This is a genomic window from Ignavibacteria bacterium, from assembly GCA_016873845.1.
Taxonomy (GTDB): Bacteria; Bacteroidota; Ignavibacteria; order Ch128b; family Ch128b; genus JAHJVF01.
Map to the genome: position 1 here is coordinate 43,769 of VGVX01000003.1, position 21,819 is coordinate 65,587.

Here is a 21,819-nt window from a genome sequence, read left to right on the forward strand (position 1 = left end):
TTTACTTTTTAATTTTTACACTTTAATATTATTTAATTTATGTGCGGAATTTGCGGAATACTTTCATTCGATAAAAAACCAATAGAAGAACATGTGCTTCAGAAAATGACGGATGTTCTAATTCATCGTGGACCCGACGATGAGGGGACTTACGTCAATCCGAATAAAAGTGTTGGATTCGGTTTTAGAAGACTCTCAATAGTTGATCTTTCTCATGCTGGGCATCAGCCAATGTCGAATCATGATGAAACGATATGGATCGTCTTCAATGGGGAAATCTATAATCATCTTGAAGTTAGAAAAGAATTAGAGAAACTTGGTTACAAGTACAAATCACGAAGCGATACCGAAACTTTGATTTATGCTTACGAGCATTACGGGATAGATTTTGTTCATAAAATCCATGGAATGTATGCGATAGCGATTTGGGATGAGCGAAAAAAAATATTAATTGCCTATCGCGATCGAATCGGTAAAAAACCTTTTTATTATACTTTTCAAAATGGAAGATTTGTTTTTGCGTCAGAGATTAAGTCAATCCTGCTTCATCCGAAAGTTGTAAAAGAACTTGATGAAGATTCGCTTAATCAATATTTAACTTTTCTAATTCCGCCGGCTCCAAACACAATGTTCAAAAAAATCAAGAAGCTTCCCCCTGCACATCGAATGATCATTAACGATTCTGGTGATGTAAAAATCGAAAAGTACTGGGAAATCCTCGGCGAAGATCCCGATGTTTTAGAAAATGATGAAGAGAATGTTTCTCAGAAAATCATAGATATGCTTCGCCAATCAATTAAGGATAGAATGATGAGCGATGTGCCATTTGGAGTTTTTCTCAGCGGAGGAATAGATTCGAGTACGAATGTTGCTCTAATGGCAGAGCTGATGGATAGACCTGTTGATACTTTTTCGGTTGGATTCAAAGATTTAGAAAAGTACAACGAGATGTATTATGCACGCAAAGTCGCAAAGCTTTTTAATACAAATCATAAAGAAATTTTGATCGGTTCAGAAGATGCGTTGGAGTTCTTTCCCAAATTAGTATATCATCAAGATGAACCGCTTGCGGATCCCGTATGTATTCCACTCTACTTTGTTTCAAAACTTGCGCGAGATAATGGTACAATAGTTGTCCAAGTGGGAGAGGGAAGCGATGAGCAATTCGCCGGCTACGAATGGATGAAACGCGATTTGAATTACGCTAATAGAGAGTACAAATTGCTTCAAAAATGTCCTTCACCGATACAAAGCGTAATTTATTCTCTATTCTCAAATTATTGGAAATCGAAAGGGAAAATATTAGAACTTGAGTACTTGAGACGAACAATCGGCGGTGAAGAATTATATTGGGGCGGAGCAGTTAATTTTACAAATGAGCATAAAAAAATATTATTTAATAAAGAATTTAATAGTTCAATTTCATACGATTACATTGAAAGTATATATAGTCAGTATGGAAATCTCTCAAGTATCAATGATACATTGAGGAAAATGATTTTTGTTGAATTTAGAAATCGTCTCCCCGAATTATTGCTAATGAGAGTTGATAAAATGGCAATGGCAACTTCGGTCGAAGCAAGGGTGCCTTTTCTTGATTATCGCATTGTGGAATATTCATTCAGGATTAATTCAAAGCTTAAAATAAAACAGGGAATAACTAAATATATCTTAAAAAAATCCGTCGAGAATATATTGCCAAGCGAAATTATCTATCGTAAAAAGCAGGGATTTGCTGCGCCGATGAATGAATGGTTAAGAGGGGATCTATCGTTATTTACTAAAAACGTTTTAAGTAATTCAAGCATTCATAAACTCGGATTTTTCAACAAGGATTATATCCTTAGTTTACTTTCGTCACAGCTGTCAAATCGATATGACTATGTACAAAACACTTGGAATTTGTTAAATCTTTTTATGTGGTATGATTACTGGTTCGAGGGAAAAAGCATTTCATAAATGAGCTACGTTGATAAAATCTCCATCGCAGGTCTTACTCGGACTGCAAAACAAACAATTGCACTATATGTCTCGCAAATTGGTGCGATGCTGTTCGGAGTTCTGTTCACAATTATTAATTCAAGATATTTGAGTCAAACTGAGTTTGGAACGCTTAATTTTTATATTCAAGTAATTACTTTTCTCGCACTCATTTTTGAATTCGGATATTTTGCCGCCGGTTCGCGACTTATTGCAATACAAAAAGAGTATCAAGAAGAACGAAAATTAATCGGTGCACTTATTGTAATTGGAGTTTTTATTTCAATGGGATTTGTGCTTTTGTTATCTGCAATTTCCTTTTTTATTGACGGATTATTCGAATCTAATATTCAATTTTTACTTTTAATTGGACTCGTACCAGCCGCTGCATTTCCTTTTCAATATCTAATGCAATTAGTGTTTCAAGGGAGCAATGAGGTTATTAAACTATCTTTATATAATGTTCTTCCTCGGATATTTTACTTTGCTTTGATCGGCATTGCTGTGCTGACCGAAACTTTCAGTCTTACATATACCGCATTCACTTATGTTCTCTCGATGTTTCTTATTACAATTTTGATTTTATTTTTCAGCAGACCAAAATTTGAAGAACTGAAAAAATATTTTACGCTGATAAAAAAAGAAACTCGTGAATATGGATTCCAAGTTTATACCGGCAGAGTTGCAGGAATGATGGGGTACCAATCGAACATACTATTAATTCAATATTTTGTAAAAGAGATTCAAGTAGCAAACTACGCTCTTGTGAATTTTTTCGCCTCGCCAATTTCGATGTTCTCGCGTTCTCTATGTACTTCTCTATTCAAAGGATTCGCGGATCAAAATGCAATTCCGCCAAGAGTTTTTAGAGTGAATTATATTTGGTTGGTGGGTGTGAGCTTTATTTACTTGTTAATTGGTGGGATTGTACTTGAATTTCTTTTTTCGGATAAGTATGTGGAGGCAATTCCAATAATTGTACCGATGGTTGCTGCAAATTTTTTTATGGGCGCTTTTCAGCCGTACAATTTTTTCTTGAGTGCAAAAGGAAAAGGTAAGTATCTAAGAAACACAGCAATTGTCCTAACAGTATCAACTCTATTCTTTAATTTATTGCTGATACCAAGTTATGGTGCGATCGGAGCAGCTTATGCAACTTTGATCTCACTTTTTTTAGATTATTTAGTTCATGTTTACTATTACAAAAAGTCGTTAAAGGAATTATAATGATAAGTGAAAAACAAAAAGATGTTATTACAAGTTTTACAAAGCATTTAAATCCCGATGATGTTTTTGATGTGCGTGAAGATTGGGATTACATGTTTAAATCAAAATTCAAAGTTGACTATAGATTGGTTTCTCAAATTCCTGGTGGATTAAAAAATAAAACTGTTCTGAATATCGGTACGTTCTTTCCAATAGATGAAATATATTTCGCATCGCATGTGAAGGAAATGCATTCTGTCGATATTGGTGAAAAAATCATCAACGTTGCAAGTAAGATTGCAAATCAAGAGATTCATCCCGCTTTTCGTGAAAAGATTAAAATAAAAGTCTCTGATGCAGCACAACTTCCATTTGAAAATAATTACTTCGATGTTGCATTTTCATTTTCCACACTTGAGCATATTCCCGAAAAAGAAAAACGCGAAAAAGCCTTTTCAGAGATTGCAAGAGTCACGAAGAAAAGTGGTTTTGTTATCCTTACTGTACCGAATAAACTGAACGTCGGCAAATATTTTAAAAGCGTTACAATGCAAAAAAAAGGAACAAGCCCATTTGGCTACGAGCATCATTACACTCCAGGGGAATTAAAACGAATTATGGTAAAAAATGGTTTGCAGCCGATTCATTTTGCTTCGAGCGCAGGTGATTACTCAGGCATTTTCACTACAGTGCATGACATTTTCTTCAGAAAATTTGGACATCGAATGGGATGGCTGGGGCAGAAAAAGTAATTGATAATTGGAAATTGAGATTTGATAATTGAGTCCGATGAAAACTTTTTTCAAAAAAGTTAAAATATTTTTCATCCACTTTATTCGGAAACCCATATTTATTTTTTGGGTGAAATGGATAAAGAGAAAGTCTATGAAAGATTTCATCCCCAATTACTTTCTTTCAAGTCTGGATTATCACACTCCGGGATTCAAAGAAAAATTAATTGAGATTGAATCGAAAGAAAAAATTCTTTCGGATGCAGAAACTATAATTCAAAACAAATTCAAAACACTCGGTTCTGAGCTTACATGCCTTGGAGAAAAAATTAATTGGCAGAAAGATTTCAAATCTGGCAGAATTTGGGAAAAGAAATTTTATACGGAAATAGATTCTAAACATTCTGTAAATGAAAGTGACATTAAAGTTCCTTGGGAGTTGAGCAGATTTCACCAAGCAATTTGGCTGGGGAAAGCATATTTAATCACAAATGATGAAAAGTATTCTGAAAGATATTTTGATCTGATTTCCGACTGGGTGGATGAAAATCCATTTTGCTTTGGTGTAAATTGGAATTGTGCAATGGAAGTTGCAATTCGTGCAGTCAATTGGATAATTTCACTCCATATCTTCAAATCATCGAGACTTTTCACAAAAGAAATGGAATTGAAAATTGTTAATTCACTTTACGAGCATGGGCGATTCATTCGGAATAATCTAGAATATGGAAGACGAAATGGAAATCATTATTTAAGCGATTTGATGGGATTAGTTTGGATTGGAGGATTTTTCAAAAACTATTCGTTCGGAAAGAGGTGGATTAATTTTGCAAGAAGAGAAGTGGATAAAGAAATCAAAATCCAAGTTTATAAGGATGGAGTTAATTATGAAAAGTCTACATACTATCAACGACTAGTTACTGAGATCTTGTACAACTCGCAGGCAGCATTACAATTAAATGATCAATCGTTGTCGGAAAAATCGCTGACTAAACTGGGAAAGATGTTTCAATTTATTTCCAGTTACTCTCTTGGCGAGGCAATTCCAAACGTCGGTGATAATGATAATGGAAGAGTCACACAATATTCCTTTAACGAAAAAATTGACGACTTTCGTTATTTGATTTCCATAGGAAAGATCCTAATGCCGAATGCGGAAGGCGGAATGCAGAATGGAAAGATAGCATCCGATGCTTTATTTTTATTCGGCTTGAAGAAAGTTACTGAATTCAAATCCTTTTACTCCGCACTTCGAACTCCGCACTCCGAATTTAATAACACTCCGCAATCCGCATTAACATCAATCAGTTTTCCTCGAGGTGGTTTTTATATAATGCGAAATGAAAAAACGTTTGTGTTTATCGATGCAGGCGATATTGGTATGAACGGATGGGGAGGACATGGTCACAACGACGTATTCAGTTTTGAATTTGCTTACAAAGGCAAACGCTTCATAGTTGATCCAGGAACGTATTGTTATACTTCAAATCCGGAACTGAGACAAAAATTCAGATCGACTTCTTCTCACAATACAATTATGATTGACGATATTGAGCAAGCCGAATTTCTAAATCTCTTTAGAATAAAAGAGGATTTAACTAAACCGAAAATAATTTTATGGGAATCGGATTCAGAACGTGATATTCTGATCGCTGAGCATTATGGCTATACTCGATTAGAATCTCCAGTTGTGCATAGAAGAAAATTTGAATTTGAAAAGAAGATAAATGGACTGACCATAATTGATTCACTCCAAGGTGAATCTGAACATAAAGTTGATTTATTTATTCATTTCCATCCTGATGTGGAAGTCTCGCAGACCAATGCTGCAGAATTTAAATTGTCGCATTCAGACACAATTCTTAGTCTTAAAATTCAAACAAGAATGAAGGACTATGATATAAAGATTGAGGAATGCAATTACTCGAAAAGCTATGGTAAAATTACAAAAAGCTTGAAGCTGCATCTCTCGTTTATGACTCAATTACCTTGTGAGATTGAAACAGTTATCAAAACAATGAATTGAAGTTAATATCGAGTTGATTTTTGCATCGCTTGAGGACTGATTAAGAGAGGTTTAATCGACCAAATTTCCAAAAAGAACCTAAAAAACATCACTTCAAATATATTTACAAAATCATTATAATTGTACTAAGGTATGGACGAAGGAAATGATATGACGACTCGATATATAATAAGTGATTATTTGGAACAAGCCATGAATCTCGCCGAATATGATAAACTTGAAGATAGTTCTTTCGCCGGAAAAATTCCTGGTTGCAAGGGTGTAATAGCTTTCGGCAATTCACTAAGAGAATGTGAAGCTGAATTGCGTTCAACACTTGAAGATTGGATTTTAATCGGTTTGAAGCTTAAGCATCCGCTTCCGGTGATTAAAGGTATTGATTTAAATAAAGAACCCAAACGTGAGCAAGTGGAGTCCGTGTAAACGGAGAGACTTTGTACGCAAACTGCATCATCTTAATTTCGACGGGCCATTTTCTGGCGCTAAACATCAATTTATGGTATATAATAAATACCGCTTGACGATTCCCTCAAATGATGAATATTCAGTCCCTCAACTCCGTATTATGATTCGTGAAATTGAAGTGATAATTGGACGTGAAATAACCATCGAAGAGTGGTATAAATTGTAACAATCAACAGTAATTAAGTCGGTTTTTTATCTTCATGGTCATCTCCACTAAAAATATTAAGCTCTCCTAGAGTATAATTTTAGTATGTAATAATCTTAATGGAGAAAAATTCTTCAGAGCATTGAAATATGTTGATCTAATTTTGATGCTTCCCTAATCCAGTTACAAATATGAAAATTATAGTAATCGGACACACCTGTAAAGATATCATTCATAAAGATGATCAAGTAACTGAATCATTCGGCGGTATCATTTATAGTCTTCTCGGATTCGCTTTGGTTATGAAAAAAGAAGATAACGTTCTGCCGTTTTTCAATATCAACCTGAATGATTATGAAAAATATTTTGATGTTTTATTAGGGACTCCGATTAATGATTTTTCATTAATTCAAAAAACAGATCGCCATACAAACCTCGTTCATCTTATTTTTGACGGAAGCGATTTGAAATTTGAATGTTATCAAGAGAAAGCCGAAAAGATTGATCTGACGGCAGCGTTATCCAAAATTGCTACCGACTCGAATTTCTATATTAATATGATCTCCGGATTTGAAATTGAACTCGATGACTTAAGAGAGATTAAAAAACATACAACCGGGAAAATTTATTTTGATTTCCACACTATGACACGAGGAATGGATGAGAACGGAAAACGTTTCTATCGACCAATTGAAAATTGGAGAGAATGGACTCGATACTGCGATGTCATTCAGTTTAATGAAATTGAAATGCAGAATCTCACTCCAGAAAAATTAAATGAAGGAAATTTTGTGACCGAAGCGATTAAAACCGGCACGAAGATAATTAACATAACAAAAGGAAACGCAGGAGCAATTTCATATTTTATTGATAATGAATTGATCAGAAGTCAATTTGTTTCAGTTGATAAAAATTTAATTCATAAAAATTCGATTGGCTGCGGCGACATATTCGGCTCCGTTTTTGCTTACAAGTATTTTAATAATTATAATGTAAAAGATTCGCTTGAAGAAGCGGTTCGAATCTCTTCAAAGAAAATCGAAATTGAAAATATTGAAGAGATAATTTCACTAAGAAAGTAATTTTGTTTGTATAGGTAAATGATCAAAAGAAGAATACTAATAGTCGGATGCAACGGTTTGTTAGGGCAAGCTTTGGTAGAAAGTCTCTCGCGCGCAAATAATGATGAACTTTTACTCGCTTCTGTTGAAGATAATTTTGTTGGAAATTCAAATTTCCCTTATGTTCAGCTCGATATTTCAAAACGGAATGAAGCCAAAAAAGTCGTACTAGATTTTTTCCCGGATATTGTAATTAATGCTGCAGCATACACTAATGTTGATGGATGCGAAGATAACAAAGAATTAGCCTGGAATATAAACGTCAATGGGGCGAAATATTTAGTCGAGGGTTGTCGAGTCGTAGATGCAAAACTTATTCATCTTTCTACAGATTTTATTTTTGATGGCATCAATGGTCCTTACAGCGAACTCGATAAGCCGAATCCTATTTCTTACTATGGCAGGACAAAATTAGGGAGCGAGAACGAAATAAAAATCGGAGGCATTCCATTTACTATTGTTCGTACTAATGTTATTTACGGAATCCAAAAAGGGATTAAAAAAGATTTTGTCCAGTGGGTTGTGGAGAATTTGAGAGAAGAAAAAAAAATAAATGTTGTCACCGATCAAATGAATAATCCTGCATTTGTCAATGACCTGGCAGATGGGATCATTTTAACTATTGATAAGAAAAAACCCGGAATTTTTAACATTGGCGGAATTGAACTAATAAGCAGATATGATTTTGCCGGTAAAATCGCTGAGGTTTTTGATCTTGACAAAAATTTAATTAATCCAATTTTGACTTCTCAATTAAATCAAAAAGCAAAGCGACCTTTGAAAGGTGGGCTGATTATTCTCAAAGCACAATCAGAACTTAACTTCAAGCCTCACACTTTGAAAGAAAATTTGAAATTCATTAAAAGAAAATTACAATTATAAATGGATCTTGTTTCAAACTATAACGGCTTTATCTTCGATTTAGATGGAACTATTTATCGTGAAAATCAATTGATCCATAAAGCAAACGAAGTAGTAAATCGAGTCATATCCAATGGGAAGAAATTTGTTTTCCTGTCGAATCGAACTACAAGCGAAATAGAAATTTATTCTGAAAAACTTAACCGATTTGATATTAGGTGCACTCCAAATGATATCATTACATCTGCCGAAATTACAAGCGATTATTTAGCTGAGAATCATTCAAACGAAAAAGTTTTTGTTATCGGAGAAAATCCTTTGATCAAATGTCTGAATAATTCTGGGATTGAAACTACGGATGTGATTTCTAAAATCGATATAGTTCTGATTTCTCTCGATAGAACTTTGACGTTCGAAAAATTTCATATTGCGCAGAATGCATTAAAACGCGGAGCGAGATTTTTTGCTGCGAATACTGATTTGACTTGCCCGATCGAAGAAGACGAAATCCCCGATGCAGGCGCAACTATCGCTGCACTTGAACGTCTTACGAACAGAAAACTTGAAATGAATTTTGGAAAGCCATCACGCTTGATGATCGAACGTGCACTTAGAAAACTTGGAATTCCTCCGAATGAATGTTTAATCGTCGGTGATAGGCTCGATACCGATATTGCAATGGGAAATTATTTTGGGATTGATACTGCGCTGGTTTTAAGCGGAGTCACCCCTTCTTACGAAAAAGACGGGAGAGAAATCGAACCAACATTTATCATTCATGATATTTCGAAATTAATCGATACAAAGAAAATCATTTAGAAAATATTGAGGTTAGTCTAATGAAAGTCAAAAATATATTGTTACTCTTTTTAATTATTGTTTCTGTATCCTTTGCACAAAACGGAACGAAGAAATTTACAATCGAAGAAATTTACGGCAGTATGAAATTTATGGGAAAATCTATTCGAGGTGTGCAGTGGATCGAAAAAGGTGAAAAGTTTACCTATCTCGAAACTGATATGGCAACCCGCTCGACTGATATTTGGGTTTACGATATAAAAAACAAAAAACGAGAAGTGTTTCTGAAATCATCAGAATTAAAGCTTGAAGATTCGGATAAACCATTTTCGATAATGAATTACAGTTTTTCCCCGAATGAAAGATATATTCTTTTCACTGGAGTTTTGCCCGCACGGACATTGAAAAGCGGGGGCGCGATCTACATTTATGACCTTAAAGAGAAAAGATTTTCGGAGATTGAAACTTCCGGAAGCACGATGAACGTTAAGTTCTCCGAGGACGGGACAAAATTGGGTTATGTGATAAAAGATAATATTTATGTTTATGATCTCGCATCGAATGTCGAACGGCAACTAACCTTTGATGGAAACGGCGTTATTCTCAACGGTCATTTCGATTGGGTTTATGAAGAAGAATTCTCAATCATCGACGGATGGCAGTTCTCACCTGATGGAAAAGAAATCGCTTTTTGGCAGTTGGATCAATCGCCTGTTCCGGAAATTGAAATTCAGCAATTTGATTCTCTTTACTTTAATTCTATTATAATGCGTTACCCAAAAGCTGGCGATAAAAATTCAATTGTCAAAATTGGTGTGATAGATATCGCATCTGGAAAAACAAATTGGATGAATATTGGTACAGAGATTGACATTTACATTCCACGAATTCGTTGGACGGAAAATTCCGGAGTGCTCGCAATCACGCGAATGAACAGACTCCAAAATAAACTCGAATTACTTTTAGCCGATTCGAAAAGTGGAAAATCGAAAGTTATTTACATTGATACCGATTCCTGTTGGGTGGATGTGGAAGATGCCAATTTAGTTTTTCTGAAAGATAAGAAACATTTTCTCATCACTTCTGAGCGAAGCGGATTCAAACATTTTTATCTGTATGATTTGAACGGAAAGATGATACGACAAATTACAAAAGGAAATTGGGAAGTAACATCACTCAGCTCACTCGATGAGAAAAATCAAATTATTTATTTTATCTCCGGAATGAATGATCCAACTTTGCGGCATCTGTATAAGATAAATCTGAATGGTAAAGGTTTTACACAAATCACCAAAGATGATGGGAACAATTCTATCAATTTCTCGCCTAACTCAAAATATTTTATCAGATCGTATTCAAACATCAGCTCAGTATCAAAAACTCAACTAGAAACTTCTGACGGCAAAGTAATCGAAGTTCTTGAAAATAACGAGAAGCTTGCAAATACCTTAGAAGAATACTCATTCGCACCGGCTGAGTTTTTAAGTTTCACAACTTCTGATGGAATTCAATTAAATGCAATGATGATCAAGCCAAAAGATTTTGATGCGTCAAAAAAATATCCTGTTCTTGTTTACAATTATTCCGGTCCAGGAAGTCAGATCGTCCGCAATGCTTGGCAGGGTGGACAATATCTTTGGTATCAAATGCTTGCTCAAGAAGGATATATAATTTTTATGCTCGATAATCGCGGAACCGGTGGAAGAGGGAAATCCTTTAAAAATATTGTCTACAAAAAACTTGGGTACTGGGAAGTGAACGATCAAATCGAAGGTACAAAATATCTGATGACGCTTCCTTATGTTGACGGTGAACGGATCGGAATTTGGGGATGGAGTTACGGAGGATATATGTCTGCTTTGACAATTATGGAAGGAAATGAATATTTCAAAGCGGCTGTTGCAGTCGCACCACTTGCCGACTGGAAATTTTACGATACGATTTACACCGAGCGATATATGTCCACTCCGCAGCTGAATCCGGAAGGATACGAAGCAGGTTCGGTTTTAAATAAAGTAGATAAACTCAAAGGAAAACTTTTGCTTGTTCATGGCACTGCAGACGATAATGTTCATTTCCAAAATACTGTTGTACTGGTTGATGAACTTGTAAAAGCGAATAAACAATTTCAAGTGATGTTTTATCCTGGGAAGAATCATGGAATCTACGGAGGGAAAACTCGTGAACAGTTGTTCACAATGATCACAAATTTTATTAGAGAGAATCTTTAATTAAATCAACCTTAAAGGTGACAAATCGTTTTTAATTTTGGCACCTTCAAGGTTGAAGTTATTCAAAAAGTTTGGCTTTTGAAAAAGGCTTTTAAATTTTAAGAATTTTTATTACTGCAGAGGAAATAAGAATTATTATGATTGTAGCAATAAAAAATATTAAATACCTTTTCTTCGAAGTTTTAATAAGCGGGGAAAAATTTATTGCGACTAATGAGCCAAAAAAAAATTGAATAATACATCAAACTTTCAACTCCAAAAAAATGAAATAAAATGACAGGAGTAAATATTACTGCCAGTATCAATAAGCTCAATTTTAATAACTGGGAGGTCACATTCTTGTCCATTTTTCACCTCTAACGAGTTTATTGATCAAATAGTAATTATTTAAGATATAATCTTTTCATTTCCATAATAATAAATGAAATCCAAAAATGCTAAATAAAATCGCAAGGTACCTGTTTTCCTCATCCATAACGGCATAGATTATTAAATAGGATGTTGCCAATAAAAGCAATATGAAGAAAATGGTTCCCATTGGTTTATTCTGATGGCTTCTTGAAAAGAAACTTGCGATCCCAAATAGCAAAACTAGACTGAACATTAATATAGTTTCCATATTTCCCTCGGTTCTTGGGCAAATTTCGAAATAGATAAATCAAAATGCAATCTGAATCCATAACGTTACTATAAACTCTTATTGAAGTCATCCAAACATTGCAGAAAAAAAGAATTGGAATCACATTTTGTCGGTTCGGACATTTGCATTGGTTAGTCTTTTTTAATTTTTTAAGGAAGCCGGACAACCTTCAAGGCGATGAAGTTTTTCAAATGATTGCACCCTCAAGGTTAAGCGTGATAAATTTCCCCCTTGATTTGATATTTAAGCACGCTTAAATTTTAGTTAAAAGCATGCTGAAAAATGCCTAACATATCGAAAGAAGATTATCTTCGAGTCATTTATAAAAATTATACTGAAGGCTCGCTCGTGACGGCGACTGTTATCGCAGAAAAGCTGAAAGTTTCAAATGCTGCAGTAACAGATATGCTGAAAAAGTTATCGAGGGCGAAGTTTGTCAATTACATTCCTTATAAAGGCGTGGAGTTGCTGCCGAAAGGAATGGAAACGGCAGTGAATCTTGTCCGCAGGCACAGAATCTGGGAGACTTACTTGTATAAAATCGTAGGTCTGCCTCTTTCGCTGGTCGATTCGGAAGCCGAAAATCTCGAGCATAGTTCGTCCGACGAATTGATAGATCGCTTAGAGGAAATCCTTGGATTCCCTGAATTCGATCCGCACGGCGACCCAATTCCGAGCAAGAAGGGCAAAATTCCAAAACTCAAAAAGAATGTAGCTCTATCCGAATTGCAAATTGACGAATGCGGCTCAATAGCCCGCGTAAGCGATGACAGCACCGAACTTCTCGATCACTTCAGCAAGCTTGGAATTGAGTTGGCGATGGAAGTAAAGGTGATAGAAAAAAGAAGTTTCGATAACTCAATGCTGATACGAGTTAAAAGAAAGAATCACAACATAAGCGAAAAGTTTGCCCAAAATATATTTATAGAGTTAAAACAATGAGCAGTATTTTTAGTCTAACAGATTTACGGAATGGACAAAAAGCAATTATAAGATCAATTGAAGTCAACGGATTGAACCGCCGCAGATTCTTCGACCTCGGCTTTATTCCCGGGACAGAAGTGAGCTTGGCGTTCAAGAGTCCTCTTGCCGATCCGATAGCATACAATATTCGCGGGACGGTGATTGCAATTCGGAATGAAGAAGCAAAAAACATTAAGGTTGAAATTATCTCGGAGATTAATAAATGAGCGAGAGCTGTTCAAAATTCGAAAGAAGTAAAGATATAAAACAAAACGTATATCAAATCGGATTAAACCTTAATCGAAACGAAAAGATAATTGCATTAGCAGGAAATCCGAACACGGGAAAAAGCACTGTCTTCAATCAATTAACAGGTTTGAAACAATACACAGGCAATTGGCCGGGAAAGACAGTAACCCGCGCCGAAGGTAAGTTTTCTTATAATAATGAAAACTATCTTCTAATTGATCTACCCGGGACTTACTCTCTGCTTTCAACGTCGGACGATGAAGAGATCGCCCGAAACTTCATTCTTTTTGGCAAGCCGGATGTTGTTATAGTGGTTGTAGATTCAACCTCTCTCGAAAGAAATTTGAACCTCGCGATTCAAATTATGCAAATCAAAAAAAAAGTAGTTGTTTGCTGCAACTTAATCGACGAGGCGGAGAGGAAAGGAATTAAGATTGATAGAGAAATGCTCGAACAGGATTTAGGTGTGCCTGTCGTATTGTCAAATGCAAGAGGCGGTGAAGGAATTGATGAGCTTCTCTCCAAGGTAGATTTAATGGTGAATGATAAGCTAATTACAAATCCACGAAAGGTTGAGTTCAATAACGAGCTGAAAGACAAATTGAGTGAGATCGTACCTTTGATACAATCGACTTTTCTCGGAGTTCAAAATGCAGAGTGGATCGCATTAAGATTAATCGAAGGCGATCAGAAGATCCGTGAAGCATTACTGAATGGTGAATTCGATTCATTAGTCGCAGAACCAGAAAACGGTAATTCTCTTTCTCCAGTTTTAGAAGGATTGTAAATGAGCACAAAAGAAAATCGCATTCAGAAAATTTTAGAATTAGCCGATAGCACAGGAGCACCGGTAAAAGAATCAATCAGCGATGATTTAGTCGAGTCGATTTATTCAGACGCGGCGAAAATTTCACGACGCGCTGTAGCGAGAACAGATTCATCAATTCAAAATTTTGATATTACGCTCGATAAAGTTCTCACGTCAAAGCTGTTTGGATTCCCTGCGATGCTGCTTTTGCTTGCCGGAGTTTTTTACTTGACGATAACCGGCGCAAATGTGCCTTCTGCAATGTTAGCAGATGGTTTATTTTGGATTGAAGATCAAATAAAAATTCTTTTCAACTTTTTGGGAAGTCCATTGTGGCTGACCGGATTTTTAGTCGATGGAATTTACCGCGGTTCGGCTTGGGTGATTTCCGTAATGCTTCCGCCGATGGCAATCTTTTTTCCGATTTTTACTTTTCTTGAAGATGCAGGCTATCTGCCGCGTGTCGCTTTTAATTTAGATAGACTTTTCAAATGGTCGGGTGCACATGGAAAGCAGGCACTGACAATGGGAATGGGATTCGGATGTAATGCGGCTGGTGTTGTGTCGACACGAATTATCGATTCGCCGCGTGAAAGATTAATTGCAATAATCACGAACAATTTTGTCCCTTGCAATGGCCGCTGGCCTACAATCATCATGCTTGCATCGGTTTTTGTTGCGGCTTCTTTTCAAGAAAAGATTTCTGCCGTTGTTGCGGCATCAACAGTTGTTGGCGTAACTTTATTTGGTGTACTTGTAACTCTTCTTGTTTCAAAATTTTTAAGTTCAACAGTATTGAAAGGAGAAGCGTCTACATTCAAGTTGGAACTTCCACCTTATCGCAAGCCGAAGATTTTAAGAATCCTTTATAGATCGTTGATCGATAGAACAATTTTTGTACTCGGCAGAGCTGTAGTGATGGCGGCACCGGCTGGAGGTTTGATTTGGCTCCTTGGAAATATTCAAATAGATGGAATCTCTCTGATGGCTTATGCAGTTGACATACTTCAGCCAATTGGAAAAGCGATCGGTTTGGATGGCGTTATTTTGCTTGCATACATAATTGCAATTCCCGCAAACGAAATTATAATCCCGACAATTATTATGGCATACTCTGCCGGCTCAAGAATGATGGAACTCGAAATCGATCAATTGAAAGAATTGTTCTTGCAAAATGAGTGGACGGTTCTTACAGCAATTTGCCTGATGTTCTTTTCGCTTCTCCACTATCCTTGCTCAACAACAACATGGACGATCTGGAAAGAAACTAAAAGCATCAAGTGGACAGTCATCTCAAATCTTCTTCCTCTTGCGATTGCGTTCATTGTTTGCTTTTTGATTTATAGAATTGGATTATTTTTTTTGTAGTTACTCGAAAGATGCCATCTTTCCACAATCAATTGCAGCGTAAAAAGATGGCATCTTTTAGAATGTAATTATACACCGCGGCGAGTTGGTTCCCAAATGTATTTATGAAGCTGAATCTGGAATCTAACATTAAGTTTATCTTCAAGAATCCACTTTACAAGTTCGATTGGTTTTAGTTTGTTAAATACACATCCCATCAGCACAGTGCATTTATCGTTCAAATTATGTTGGGATATTATTTCTTTTGCCCAGTCATAATCTTCACGATTACTAAGGACAAACTTGATCTCATCTGAAGGTTTAAGTAGGGTCACATTCTCATACAAATTTTTATTCATCATTCCGCTTGATGGTGTTTTTAAGTCCATTATGATTTTTACTCGCTTGTCGACATCTTGAATTGAAATGCTTCCGCTTGTTTCTAAAAGGACTTCATATTGTTCATTACACAATCGTTTCAATAAATCAAATGATTCGTTTTGGGTAAGCGGCTCACCGCCGGTAACTTCAAGCAATTTGCAGTCATACTTTTTTATTTCGGTCAATATCTCTTCGATCGTCATATCTTTACCTTCGTAAAAAGCATATTCAGTATCGCAGTAGGTGCATCGCAGGTTGCAAAAAGTTAGTCGTATAAATACGCATGGCAAACCAGCATAGCTCGACTCTCCCTGAATGGAATAAAATATTTCGTTTACTTTGAGCATGAAATTCTGGTTCAAAATAGAATAACAAATATTTTAATTCAACATCTGCTTTTTAGTACTTATAGAAATGAATTAGTAACTTATAACAACTTTGTAAATTGAGAGTAAAATATGACTGCGTTATTTGACAAAACAGAAAAACAAAATTCCGAATTCCCAAATGGTTATTCGATCAGTGGAAAACATGTAACCTGTTCTCACTGCGGTGGAGAGCAATTTCAAAAAAAAGATATTTTGCTCAATACGCCCGGATTAACTTTTCTCGGACTCGATTGGGCCAATAGAACTGCAATTACTCTTATCTGCAGCAGCTGCAGAAAGATTGAATGGTTTGCGAAAGAGCCTGAGAGAATAGAATAAGAAGCAAAATCACCGTAAATACCCAGTTACTAATGAAATGTTCTCTTTTTCCTCTCATTCAATTTGGAATTCGTGATTAACAAAAGTGAAGTTCTCGTTCTCATGATGAAAAGTTCTTTCTGTAAACTTTACGTAATTGGTTCTATCTATTGTGATTATTGTGGATGATCTCGTACCGTAGATTGGTGATTTGATAAAAATAGAAGAGAGCACTCTCTCATATTCTATTCCCACACCAGTATCGGGCAGAAGTGCATCATCGAATTGTTTATCATCCGACAATAAATTAAATATCTCCTCAATGGAAAAGCTGTTTTTTGAAATTATCTCTCCAAACCTAAGCTTGCCCCAATGAACTTTTGGCCACGCAGTGTTCAGCAGATGATTGCTTATCCCGTGTATCCCATTTTCAATTCGAGTGAGACTCTTTGAAATATTTGAATAATGAATAAGCTCGTCAAAATTCCCGAATATCATATTGAATGAATTGTACTCGTATCCATGTTGAGAAATGCAGGAAGAAAACTCCGTTAGAGATAATTTTTCTGATAGAAACTTTAATACCAGCTTTCCCCTCGATTTGAATTCTGATTTTTCTCTTTGTGAATAAAAATCTCTGTAATTGGTAATGGCGGCAATTTTTCCTTTTCGAATAACTCCGAGCCAAGTCCCGTTTGCTTTCAAGTCTTTTCCGGCAAGGAGATTCGGGTGGTCATTCCAGAACTTTGCACCTTCAGTTGGTCGTTCATAAAACTCATCACGATTGGCAGCAATTATCAGCTTAAAATCAGGATGAAAGTTTTTTGCTAGGAGAATTAGACACATTCGGTTTATATCTCACTATTTATCAAACGTATTATCGAAGTAACAATTTTTCTGGGTACGAATTTAACGCTCAGTACTCCGATGTGATTCATTAGTCCTGGAATTACAATTCTTTTTCCTTTCATCATCCCTTTATAACCAATGCGAGCGGCTTTCTCGGCAGTCATTGGAGCAATTATTTTATTTTTTACTAAGGTAATATTTTCCATTTCAGCCCGAGTAAAAAATTTCGTTTTCGTTGGACCTGGACAAAAAGCCGTAGATGTTACACCTGTTCCTTTTAATTCGCTGTCGAGTGATTCCGAAAACGAAAGGACAAAAGCTTTTGAAGCATAATAAATGCTCATAAATGGTCCCGATTGAAACGCTGCTGTTGATGCCACGTTCATGATTTTACCCCCTTTATTTTCAATCATTTTTGGGAGAAACAGTTTTGTTAATTGTACGAGAGAAGTGATGTTCAATTGAATCATCTCTAATTCAGTTTTCAAATCGTTTTCACAGAATTTCCCACGAAGACCGAAGCCGGCATTGTTGACTAAGAATTCAACTGGAAGATTCTTTTGATTAATCTGTTCAAACACTTCTTTCGCTGAATCAAGAATAGATAAATCTTTTTCTATCGTAATTATTTCGATTTTGTATTTTTCATTTAGCTCAATGGATAATTCGTTGAGCCTAGTTTTGTCTCTGGCAATTAAAATCAAATTGTGTCTATCGCTTGCAAAAAGTTTTACGAGTTCGTATCCGATACCGAAAGTTGCACCTGTGATTAGAGCGTATTTACTTGTCATATTTATCCTATCAATATTTGGAAATAAAAATACTCAATTAATAATAATGTTCACAGAGCGAAACTTTTTTGTGCATTGTAATTGTTGAGTTAATAAATTCAAATGAAAAAGGAGAACTTAAATTTATATGACGTTGAGCCATACCACAAAGAATGAATTACACGAATTGATCTCAAAAAGATTCAGCCCAAAGAATTTCTCACCAAAAGAAATTAACTATGACATTATGAAAACGATTTTAGAAGCTGGAAGATCAGCTCCATCAAGTTTTAATCAGCAGCCATGGAGATTCATTATTACCCAAAGAAATGACGAATCATTTGAGAAACTGCTTCGATGCCTGTCACCGAAAAATGCCGAATGGGCAAAAAATGCGGGTGCTTTAATTTTATCCGTGGCGAAGAAAAAATTTGATCATAATGGTTCAGAAAATCGCCATGCTGTTCACGATGTTGGACTCGCAGTTGCAGCAATGGTTTTTCAGGCATTGACATTTGATATTTTCTCGCATCAAATGGGCGGATTCTCAAGCGAAAAAGCAAAAACAACTTTTAATATTCCCGATGATCACGAACCAGTCGCTGTAATTGCTTTTGGCTATCTTGATAAAGATTATTTCACAGATGAAAAGTTGAAACAGAAATTCTCTGAAACAAGAAATCGAATCGCTTTGGAAAATTTGGCTTTTAAAGATTCATGGGGGAATAGTTTTTTACACTAATCTTATCTATGTCTCTGCTAGATTCATATAAAAAGCTCAATAAGATATTATAAACAAAACAAATATTTCCTTTTAGAATTTAAAGGAACTTTGATTTATAACTTAATTTTCTCTTCTCTATTTTTTCTCTCTTCGGAATAAAATATTATTCCTCAATCGCTCCAAACACTCAGGTCAAAATTTAATACCAGCAATTATGTTTTGCTCTTAATTTTTGACGTCAAATTCGCACCTTTGATAATTCTCTTCTCTGAAATTCTTAAATCTGAGAGTAAAAGGACAACAAAACTTTATTTATTCTTCTTTTTTAGCGTTTTTTCTCTGGCAAGAAAGTTGACATTTATAAATATCAACTTTTATAATGATGACACCAGAAACAAAATACTCAGATGAGCCAAAGTACAAAATCAGTGCAGCAGCAGAAAAACTCGGAATATCAGTCCATACTTTGAGGATGTACGAAAGGGAAGGTTTGGTTATTCCATTTAAAAAAGAAACTTACCAGCGACTTTATTCTGATAAAGATTTGGAGCGGATCGGTTGTATTCGCAATGCCATCAACGAGGATAAAATAAGCATCCAAGGAATAAAAAGGATTTTTTCACTCGTCCCTTGCTGGGCGATTGTTAAGTGTTCTGAAGAAGACAAAGCAACTTGTGAAGCCTTGAATGGACATGCAAAACCATGCTGGATGTTTAAACACGAAAATAATTTTTGCACCGGCAGAGAATGCCGCGAATGTACTGTATACAATGATTATGGAAACTGCGGAGTAATAAAAGAAAAACTTAAAGAGTTGTTATTGTGATTCGGTTTTGAATCGCAACAAGTAGAGTCCGCATCTAATTAGAAAAAAATTTTAAAGGTTTCAAAATTTATGAAAAAACTCGTGATTCTTGGTGCAGGAACCGCCGGCACCATGATGCTTAATAAACTAAATGGCACATTAGATAAGAATGAATGGCAGATTACGATAGTCGATCAATTCGAGACTCATTATTATCAACCTGGATTTCTTTTCATCCCATTTGGGATTTATAACCGAAAAGATGTGATAAAACCCAAGAGAGATTTTTTCCCTCCTGGTACAAACGTGATAATGTCTGAAATCGAAAAGATAGAACCGAAAGAAAATCGTGTTCTGCTAAAGAATAATCAGGTCCTAAGCTATGATTATTTGATTATCGCCACTGGTGCGAAGATTGCACCCGAAGAAACAGAAGGACTAAAAGACGGTCTGTGGCATAAAAACGTTTTTGACTTTTATACGATTGAAGGTGCGTGCGCACTCGCTGATTTTTTCAAACACTGGGAAGGTGGAAAACTTGTCATCAGCATTACGGAGATGCCGATTAAATGTCCCGTTGCTCCGCTCGAGTTCGCTTTTTTGGCAGATTGGTACTTCACGGAAAAAGGGATTCGCGATAAAGTTGAAATTCATTTCGTAACTCCATTAGACGGAGCTTTTACAAAACCAAAAGCTTCTGCGATCCTCGGCGATTTCCTTCAAAAGAAAAATATTAAGCTCACATCTGAATTCAATATTGCACGGGTGGATAACGAAGCAAAGAAGATTGTTTCATGGGATGAGATTGAAATTCCTTTTGATGTTCTTGTTACAATTCCAACTAATAAGGGGGATGAACTGATTGAACGCAGCGAAATTGGTGACGAGTTAAATTTCATTCCAACAGATAAGCATACTCTCTTAGCAGAAGGTTATGAAAATATTTTTGTTATAGGTGATGCGACAAATCTACCAAGTTCTAAAGCAGGTTCGGTTGCTCACTTTCAAGCTGATATTTTATTTGAAAATTTACTTAGTGTGATTGAAGGTCGCAAACCCCACGCAAAATTCGATGGACACGCTAACTGCTTTATTGAATCAGGATTTGGCAAGGGGATTTTAATTGATTTCAATTATGATACGGAACCGTTGCCGGGAAAATTTCCTCTGCCGGGAGTGGGACCTTTTTCACTACTCGAAGAAACAAAAATGAATCACTATGGAAAGATCATGTTCCGATGGATGTACTGGAATTTTCTGCTTAAAGGTGTCGAACTACCGATTGAAGCAAACATGTCGATGGCAGGCAAGAGGATGTAATGGGACAAGAAAAATTACAAATCCAGATGAACGAGTTAAATGCAAAGCTCGATATCATTCTCGAAGAGATCGAGCTTCAGAAACGGCATCGAAGAGAAATGGAAGATCTTAAAGATGATTTGATGAGGGTTGGAAAAGATGTTTATCAAACTGCTGTTGAAGAGTTAGATCAAATTCACGATTACGTCAATTCACGGGATATTCTTCATTTTGGCAAGTACATGCTGAGAAATGTAAACACGATCAGCAAAGTTATCCAGCAGTTAGAGAGTGCAAAAGATTTCTTGACAGATGCATCACCATTGATAAGGGAATCGATAATTGACTTCATGGCAAAACTAGATGAATTCGATAGAAAAGGATATTTCGAATTCATGAAAGAATTGGGTAAAGTTTCTGACAGAGTAGTGACTTCATTTAATGTAGAAGATATAAAGAGTCTTGGAGATAACGTCGTTACAATTCTGAATACTGTAAAAAATCTTACCCAACCCGATATGCTTCATACGATCAACAATGCAATCAACGTTTATAAAAAACTCGATATAGAAGTCACAGAAAAAGTAACTTTTTTATCATTATTAAAAGAACTTAACGATCCTGAGACTAAAAAAGGATTAACATTTGCGATTAGATTTTTAAAGAATCTTGCAAACGAACAAGCTGTATCGAATAACAAAGAGACAAAAATTGTAAAAACAAATTAAAGGAAA

21 protein-coding genes and 1 pseudogene are annotated in these 21,819 nt (G+C 35.7%); 18 read left to right on the top strand and 4 right to left on the bottom strand.

The window, feature by feature from the left end; translation table 11 throughout:
• Positions 1-39 precede the first annotated feature (39 nt).
• The 10 genes from asnB (at position 40) to FJ213_01610 (ending at position 11,564) form a co-directional block, all read left to right on the top strand.
• Positions 40-1,959, top strand: coding sequence for an asparagine synthase (glutamine-hydrolyzing) (gene asnB, locus FJ213_01565; protein MBM4174848.1), 1,920 nt, complete (start codon positions 40-42; stop codon positions 1,957-1,959).
• Entirely contained in the window at positions 1,960-3,207 is a 1,248-nt protein-coding gene (locus FJ213_01570) for a hypothetical protein (protein ID MBM4174849.1), read from the top strand.
• Positions 3,207-3,938 (top strand): class I SAM-dependent methyltransferase, encoded by a 732-nt coding sequence (locus tag FJ213_01575; GenBank protein ID MBM4174850.1) that lies wholly within the window; start codon positions 3,207-3,209, stop codon positions 3,936-3,938. The genes FJ213_01570 and FJ213_01575 overlap by 1 nt, the downstream gene beginning before the upstream one ends.
• A 37-nt stretch (positions 3,939-3,975) precedes the next feature.
• Positions 3,976-5,943, top strand: a complete 1,968-nt coding sequence (locus FJ213_01580; protein MBM4174851.1) for a hypothetical protein — start codon at positions 3,976-3,978, stop codon at positions 5,941-5,943.
• 150 nt (positions 5,944-6,093) lie between these two features.
• Positions 6,094-6,366, top strand: a complete 273-nt coding sequence (locus FJ213_01585) for a type II toxin-antitoxin system HicB family antitoxin (protein MBM4174852.1) — start codon at positions 6,094-6,096, stop codon at positions 6,364-6,366.
• Positions 6,367-6,388: 22 nt separating this feature from the next.
• Positions 6,389-6,574, top strand: coding sequence for a type II toxin-antitoxin system HicA family toxin (locus tag FJ213_01590; protein ID MBM4174853.1), 186 nt, complete (start codon positions 6,389-6,391; stop codon positions 6,572-6,574).
• A gap of 170 nt (positions 6,575-6,744) precedes the next feature.
• A complete protein-coding gene (locus FJ213_01595) occupies positions 6,745-7,635 on the top strand; it encodes a carbohydrate kinase family protein (protein MBM4174854.1) in 891 nt (296 codons plus the stop codon).
• An 18-nt stretch (positions 7,636-7,653) separates the two neighbouring features.
• Positions 7,654-8,556 carry an SDR family oxidoreductase gene (locus FJ213_01600; protein MBM4174855.1) on the top strand — a complete coding sequence of 301 codons (903 nt, stop codon included), beginning with the start codon at positions 7,654-7,656 and terminating at the stop codon, positions 8,554-8,556.
• A complete protein-coding gene (locus tag FJ213_01605) occupies positions 8,557-9,354 on the top strand; it encodes an HAD-IIA family hydrolase (GenBank protein MBM4174856.1) in 798 nt (265 codons plus the stop codon).
• Between the two features lie 20 nt (positions 9,355-9,374).
• On the top strand, positions 9,375-11,564 hold the full coding sequence (locus FJ213_01610) for a S9 family peptidase (GenBank protein ID MBM4174857.1): 2,190 nt from the start codon (positions 9,375-9,377) through the stop codon (positions 11,562-11,564).
• Between the two features lie 403 nt (positions 11,565-11,967).
• On the opposite strand, the gene FJ213_01615 is transcribed toward FJ213_01610, so the two are convergent.
• Positions 11,968-12,183, bottom strand: coding sequence for a hypothetical protein (locus tag FJ213_01615; protein MBM4174858.1), 216 nt, complete (start codon positions 12,181-12,183; stop codon positions 11,968-11,970).
• Positions 12,184-12,486: 303 nt separating this feature from the next.
• On the opposite strand from FJ213_01615, the gene FJ213_01620 reads away from it, so the two are divergent.
• From FJ213_01620 to feoB, 3 genes and pseudogenes are all read left to right on the top strand, one after another.
• The gene (locus tag FJ213_01620; GenBank protein ID MBM4174859.1) at positions 12,487-13,146 is read left to right on the top strand and encodes a metal-dependent transcriptional regulator; all 660 of its coding nucleotides are present in this window, start codon (positions 12,487-12,489) and stop codon (positions 13,144-13,146) included.
• Positions 13,143-13,394 carry a ferrous iron transport protein A gene (locus tag FJ213_01625; GenBank protein MBM4174860.1) on the top strand — a complete coding sequence of 84 codons (252 nt, stop codon included), beginning with the start codon at positions 13,143-13,145 and terminating at the stop codon, positions 13,392-13,394. The genes FJ213_01620 and FJ213_01625 overlap by 4 nt, the downstream gene beginning before the upstream one ends.
• A pseudogene (feoB, locus tag FJ213_01630) lies at positions 13,391-15,592 on the top strand (ferrous iron transport protein B). Before FJ213_01625 ends, feoB begins: the two are co-directional and overlap by 4 nt.
• Before the next feature lie 68 nt (positions 15,593-15,660).
• On the opposite strand, the gene queE reads toward feoB, so the two are convergent.
• The gene (gene queE, locus FJ213_01635) at positions 15,661-16,299 is read right to left on the bottom strand and encodes a 7-carboxy-7-deazaguanine synthase QueE (protein ID MBM4174861.1); all 639 of its coding nucleotides are present in this window, start codon (positions 16,297-16,299) and stop codon (positions 15,661-15,663) included.
• Between the two features lie 111 nt (positions 16,300-16,410).
• On the opposite strand from queE, the gene FJ213_01640 reads away from it, so the two are divergent.
• Entirely contained in the window at positions 16,411-16,659 is a 249-nt protein-coding gene (locus FJ213_01640; GenBank protein MBM4174862.1) for a DNA-binding protein, read from the top strand.
• A 54-nt stretch (positions 16,660-16,713) separates the two neighbouring features.
• On the opposite strand, the gene FJ213_01645 is transcribed toward FJ213_01640, so the two are convergent.
• Both FJ213_01645 and FJ213_01650 read right to left on the bottom strand, forming a co-directional pair.
• Positions 16,714-17,484: an NRDE family protein gene (locus FJ213_01645; protein MBM4174863.1), complete on the bottom strand. Its 771-nt coding sequence runs from the start codon at positions 17,482-17,484 to the stop codon at positions 16,714-16,716.
• A 5-nt stretch (positions 17,485-17,489) separates the two neighbouring features.
• Positions 17,490-18,278: an SDR family oxidoreductase gene (locus FJ213_01650; GenBank protein ID MBM4174864.1), complete on the bottom strand. Its 789-nt coding sequence runs from the start codon at positions 18,276-18,278 to the stop codon at positions 17,490-17,492.
• Positions 18,279-18,405: 127 nt separating this feature from the next.
• Here FJ213_01650 and FJ213_01655 point away from each other — a divergent pair, with 127 nt between their 5' ends.
• The 4 genes from FJ213_01655 to FJ213_01670 all read left to right on the top strand — a co-directional run bounded on the left by FJ213_01655 (position 18,406) and on the right by FJ213_01670 (position 21,813).
• Positions 18,406-18,999 (top strand): nitroreductase, encoded by a 594-nt coding sequence (locus FJ213_01655; GenBank protein ID MBM4174865.1) that lies wholly within the window; start codon positions 18,406-18,408, stop codon positions 18,997-18,999.
• Positions 19,000-19,363: 364 nt separating this feature from the next.
• On the top strand, positions 19,364-19,807 hold the full coding sequence (locus tag FJ213_01660; GenBank protein MBM4174866.1) for a MerR family transcriptional regulator: 444 nt from the start codon (positions 19,364-19,366) through the stop codon (positions 19,805-19,807).
• A 69-nt stretch (positions 19,808-19,876) separates the two neighbouring features.
• Positions 19,877-21,106, top strand: coding sequence for an NAD(P)/FAD-dependent oxidoreductase (locus tag FJ213_01665; protein MBM4174867.1), 1,230 nt, complete (start codon positions 19,877-19,879; stop codon positions 21,104-21,106).
• The gene (locus FJ213_01670) at positions 21,106-21,813 is read left to right on the top strand and encodes a DUF1641 domain-containing protein (GenBank protein MBM4174868.1); all 708 of its coding nucleotides are present in this window, start codon (positions 21,106-21,108) and stop codon (positions 21,811-21,813) included. The genes FJ213_01665 and FJ213_01670 overlap by 1 nt, the downstream gene beginning before the upstream one ends.
• The last annotated feature ends 6 nt before the right edge of the window (positions 21,814-21,819 follow it).

What these genes read in the sequence shown, in the direction of transcription:
- asnB (MBM4174848.1), top strand. Translation starts at nt 40, where the DNA reads ATGTGCGGAATTTGCGGAATACTTTCATTCGATAAAAAACCAATAGAA.
- FJ213_01570 (MBM4174849.1), top strand. Translation starts at nt 1,960, where the DNA reads ATGAGCTACGTTGATAAAATCTCCATCGCAGGTCTTACTCGGACTGCA.
- FJ213_01575 (MBM4174850.1), top strand. Translation starts at nt 3,207, where the DNA reads ATGATAAGTGAAAAACAAAAAGATGTTATTACAAGTTTTACAAAGCAT.
- FJ213_01580 (MBM4174851.1), top strand. Translation starts at nt 3,976, where the DNA reads ATGAAAACTTTTTTCAAAAAAGTTAAAATATTTTTCATCCACTTTATT.
- FJ213_01585 (MBM4174852.1), top strand. Translation starts at nt 6,094, where the DNA reads ATGACGACTCGATATATAATAAGTGATTATTTGGAACAAGCCATGAAT.
- FJ213_01595 (MBM4174854.1), top strand. Translation starts at nt 6,745, where the DNA reads ATGAAAATTATAGTAATCGGACACACCTGTAAAGATATCATTCATAAA.
- FJ213_01600 (MBM4174855.1), top strand. Translation starts at nt 7,654, where the DNA reads ATGATCAAAAGAAGAATACTAATAGTCGGATGCAACGGTTTGTTAGGG.
- FJ213_01605 (MBM4174856.1), top strand. Translation starts at nt 8,557, where the DNA reads ATGGATCTTGTTTCAAACTATAACGGCTTTATCTTCGATTTAGATGGA.
- FJ213_01610 (MBM4174857.1), top strand. Translation starts at nt 9,375, where the DNA reads ATGAAAGTCAAAAATATATTGTTACTCTTTTTAATTATTGTTTCTGTA.
- FJ213_01615 (MBM4174858.1), bottom strand. Translation starts at nt 12,183, where the DNA reads ATGGAAACTATATTAATGTTCAGTCTAGTTTTGCTATTTGGGATCGCA.
- FJ213_01620 (MBM4174859.1), top strand. Translation starts at nt 12,487, where the DNA reads ATGCCTAACATATCGAAAGAAGATTATCTTCGAGTCATTTATAAAAAT.
- FJ213_01625 (MBM4174860.1), top strand. Translation starts at nt 13,143, where the DNA reads ATGAGCAGTATTTTTAGTCTAACAGATTTACGGAATGGACAAAAAGCA.
- queE (MBM4174861.1), bottom strand. Translation starts at nt 16,299, where the DNA reads ATGCTCAAAGTAAACGAAATATTTTATTCCATTCAGGGAGAGTCGAGC.
- FJ213_01640 (MBM4174862.1), top strand. Translation starts at nt 16,411, where the DNA reads ATGACTGCGTTATTTGACAAAACAGAAAAACAAAATTCCGAATTCCCA.
- FJ213_01645 (MBM4174863.1), bottom strand. Translation starts at nt 17,484, where the DNA reads ATGTGTCTAATTCTCCTAGCAAAAAACTTTCATCCTGATTTTAAGCTG.
- FJ213_01650 (MBM4174864.1), bottom strand. Translation starts at nt 18,278, where the DNA reads ATGACAAGTAAATACGCTCTAATCACAGGTGCAACTTTCGGTATCGGA.
- FJ213_01655 (MBM4174865.1), top strand. Translation starts at nt 18,406, where the DNA reads ATGACGTTGAGCCATACCACAAAGAATGAATTACACGAATTGATCTCA.
- FJ213_01660 (MBM4174866.1), top strand. Translation starts at nt 19,364, where the DNA reads ATGACACCAGAAACAAAATACTCAGATGAGCCAAAGTACAAAATCAGT.
- FJ213_01665 (MBM4174867.1), top strand. Translation starts at nt 19,877, where the DNA reads ATGAAAAAACTCGTGATTCTTGGTGCAGGAACCGCCGGCACCATGATG.
- FJ213_01670 (MBM4174868.1), top strand. Translation starts at nt 21,106, where the DNA reads ATGGGACAAGAAAAATTACAAATCCAGATGAACGAGTTAAATGCAAAG.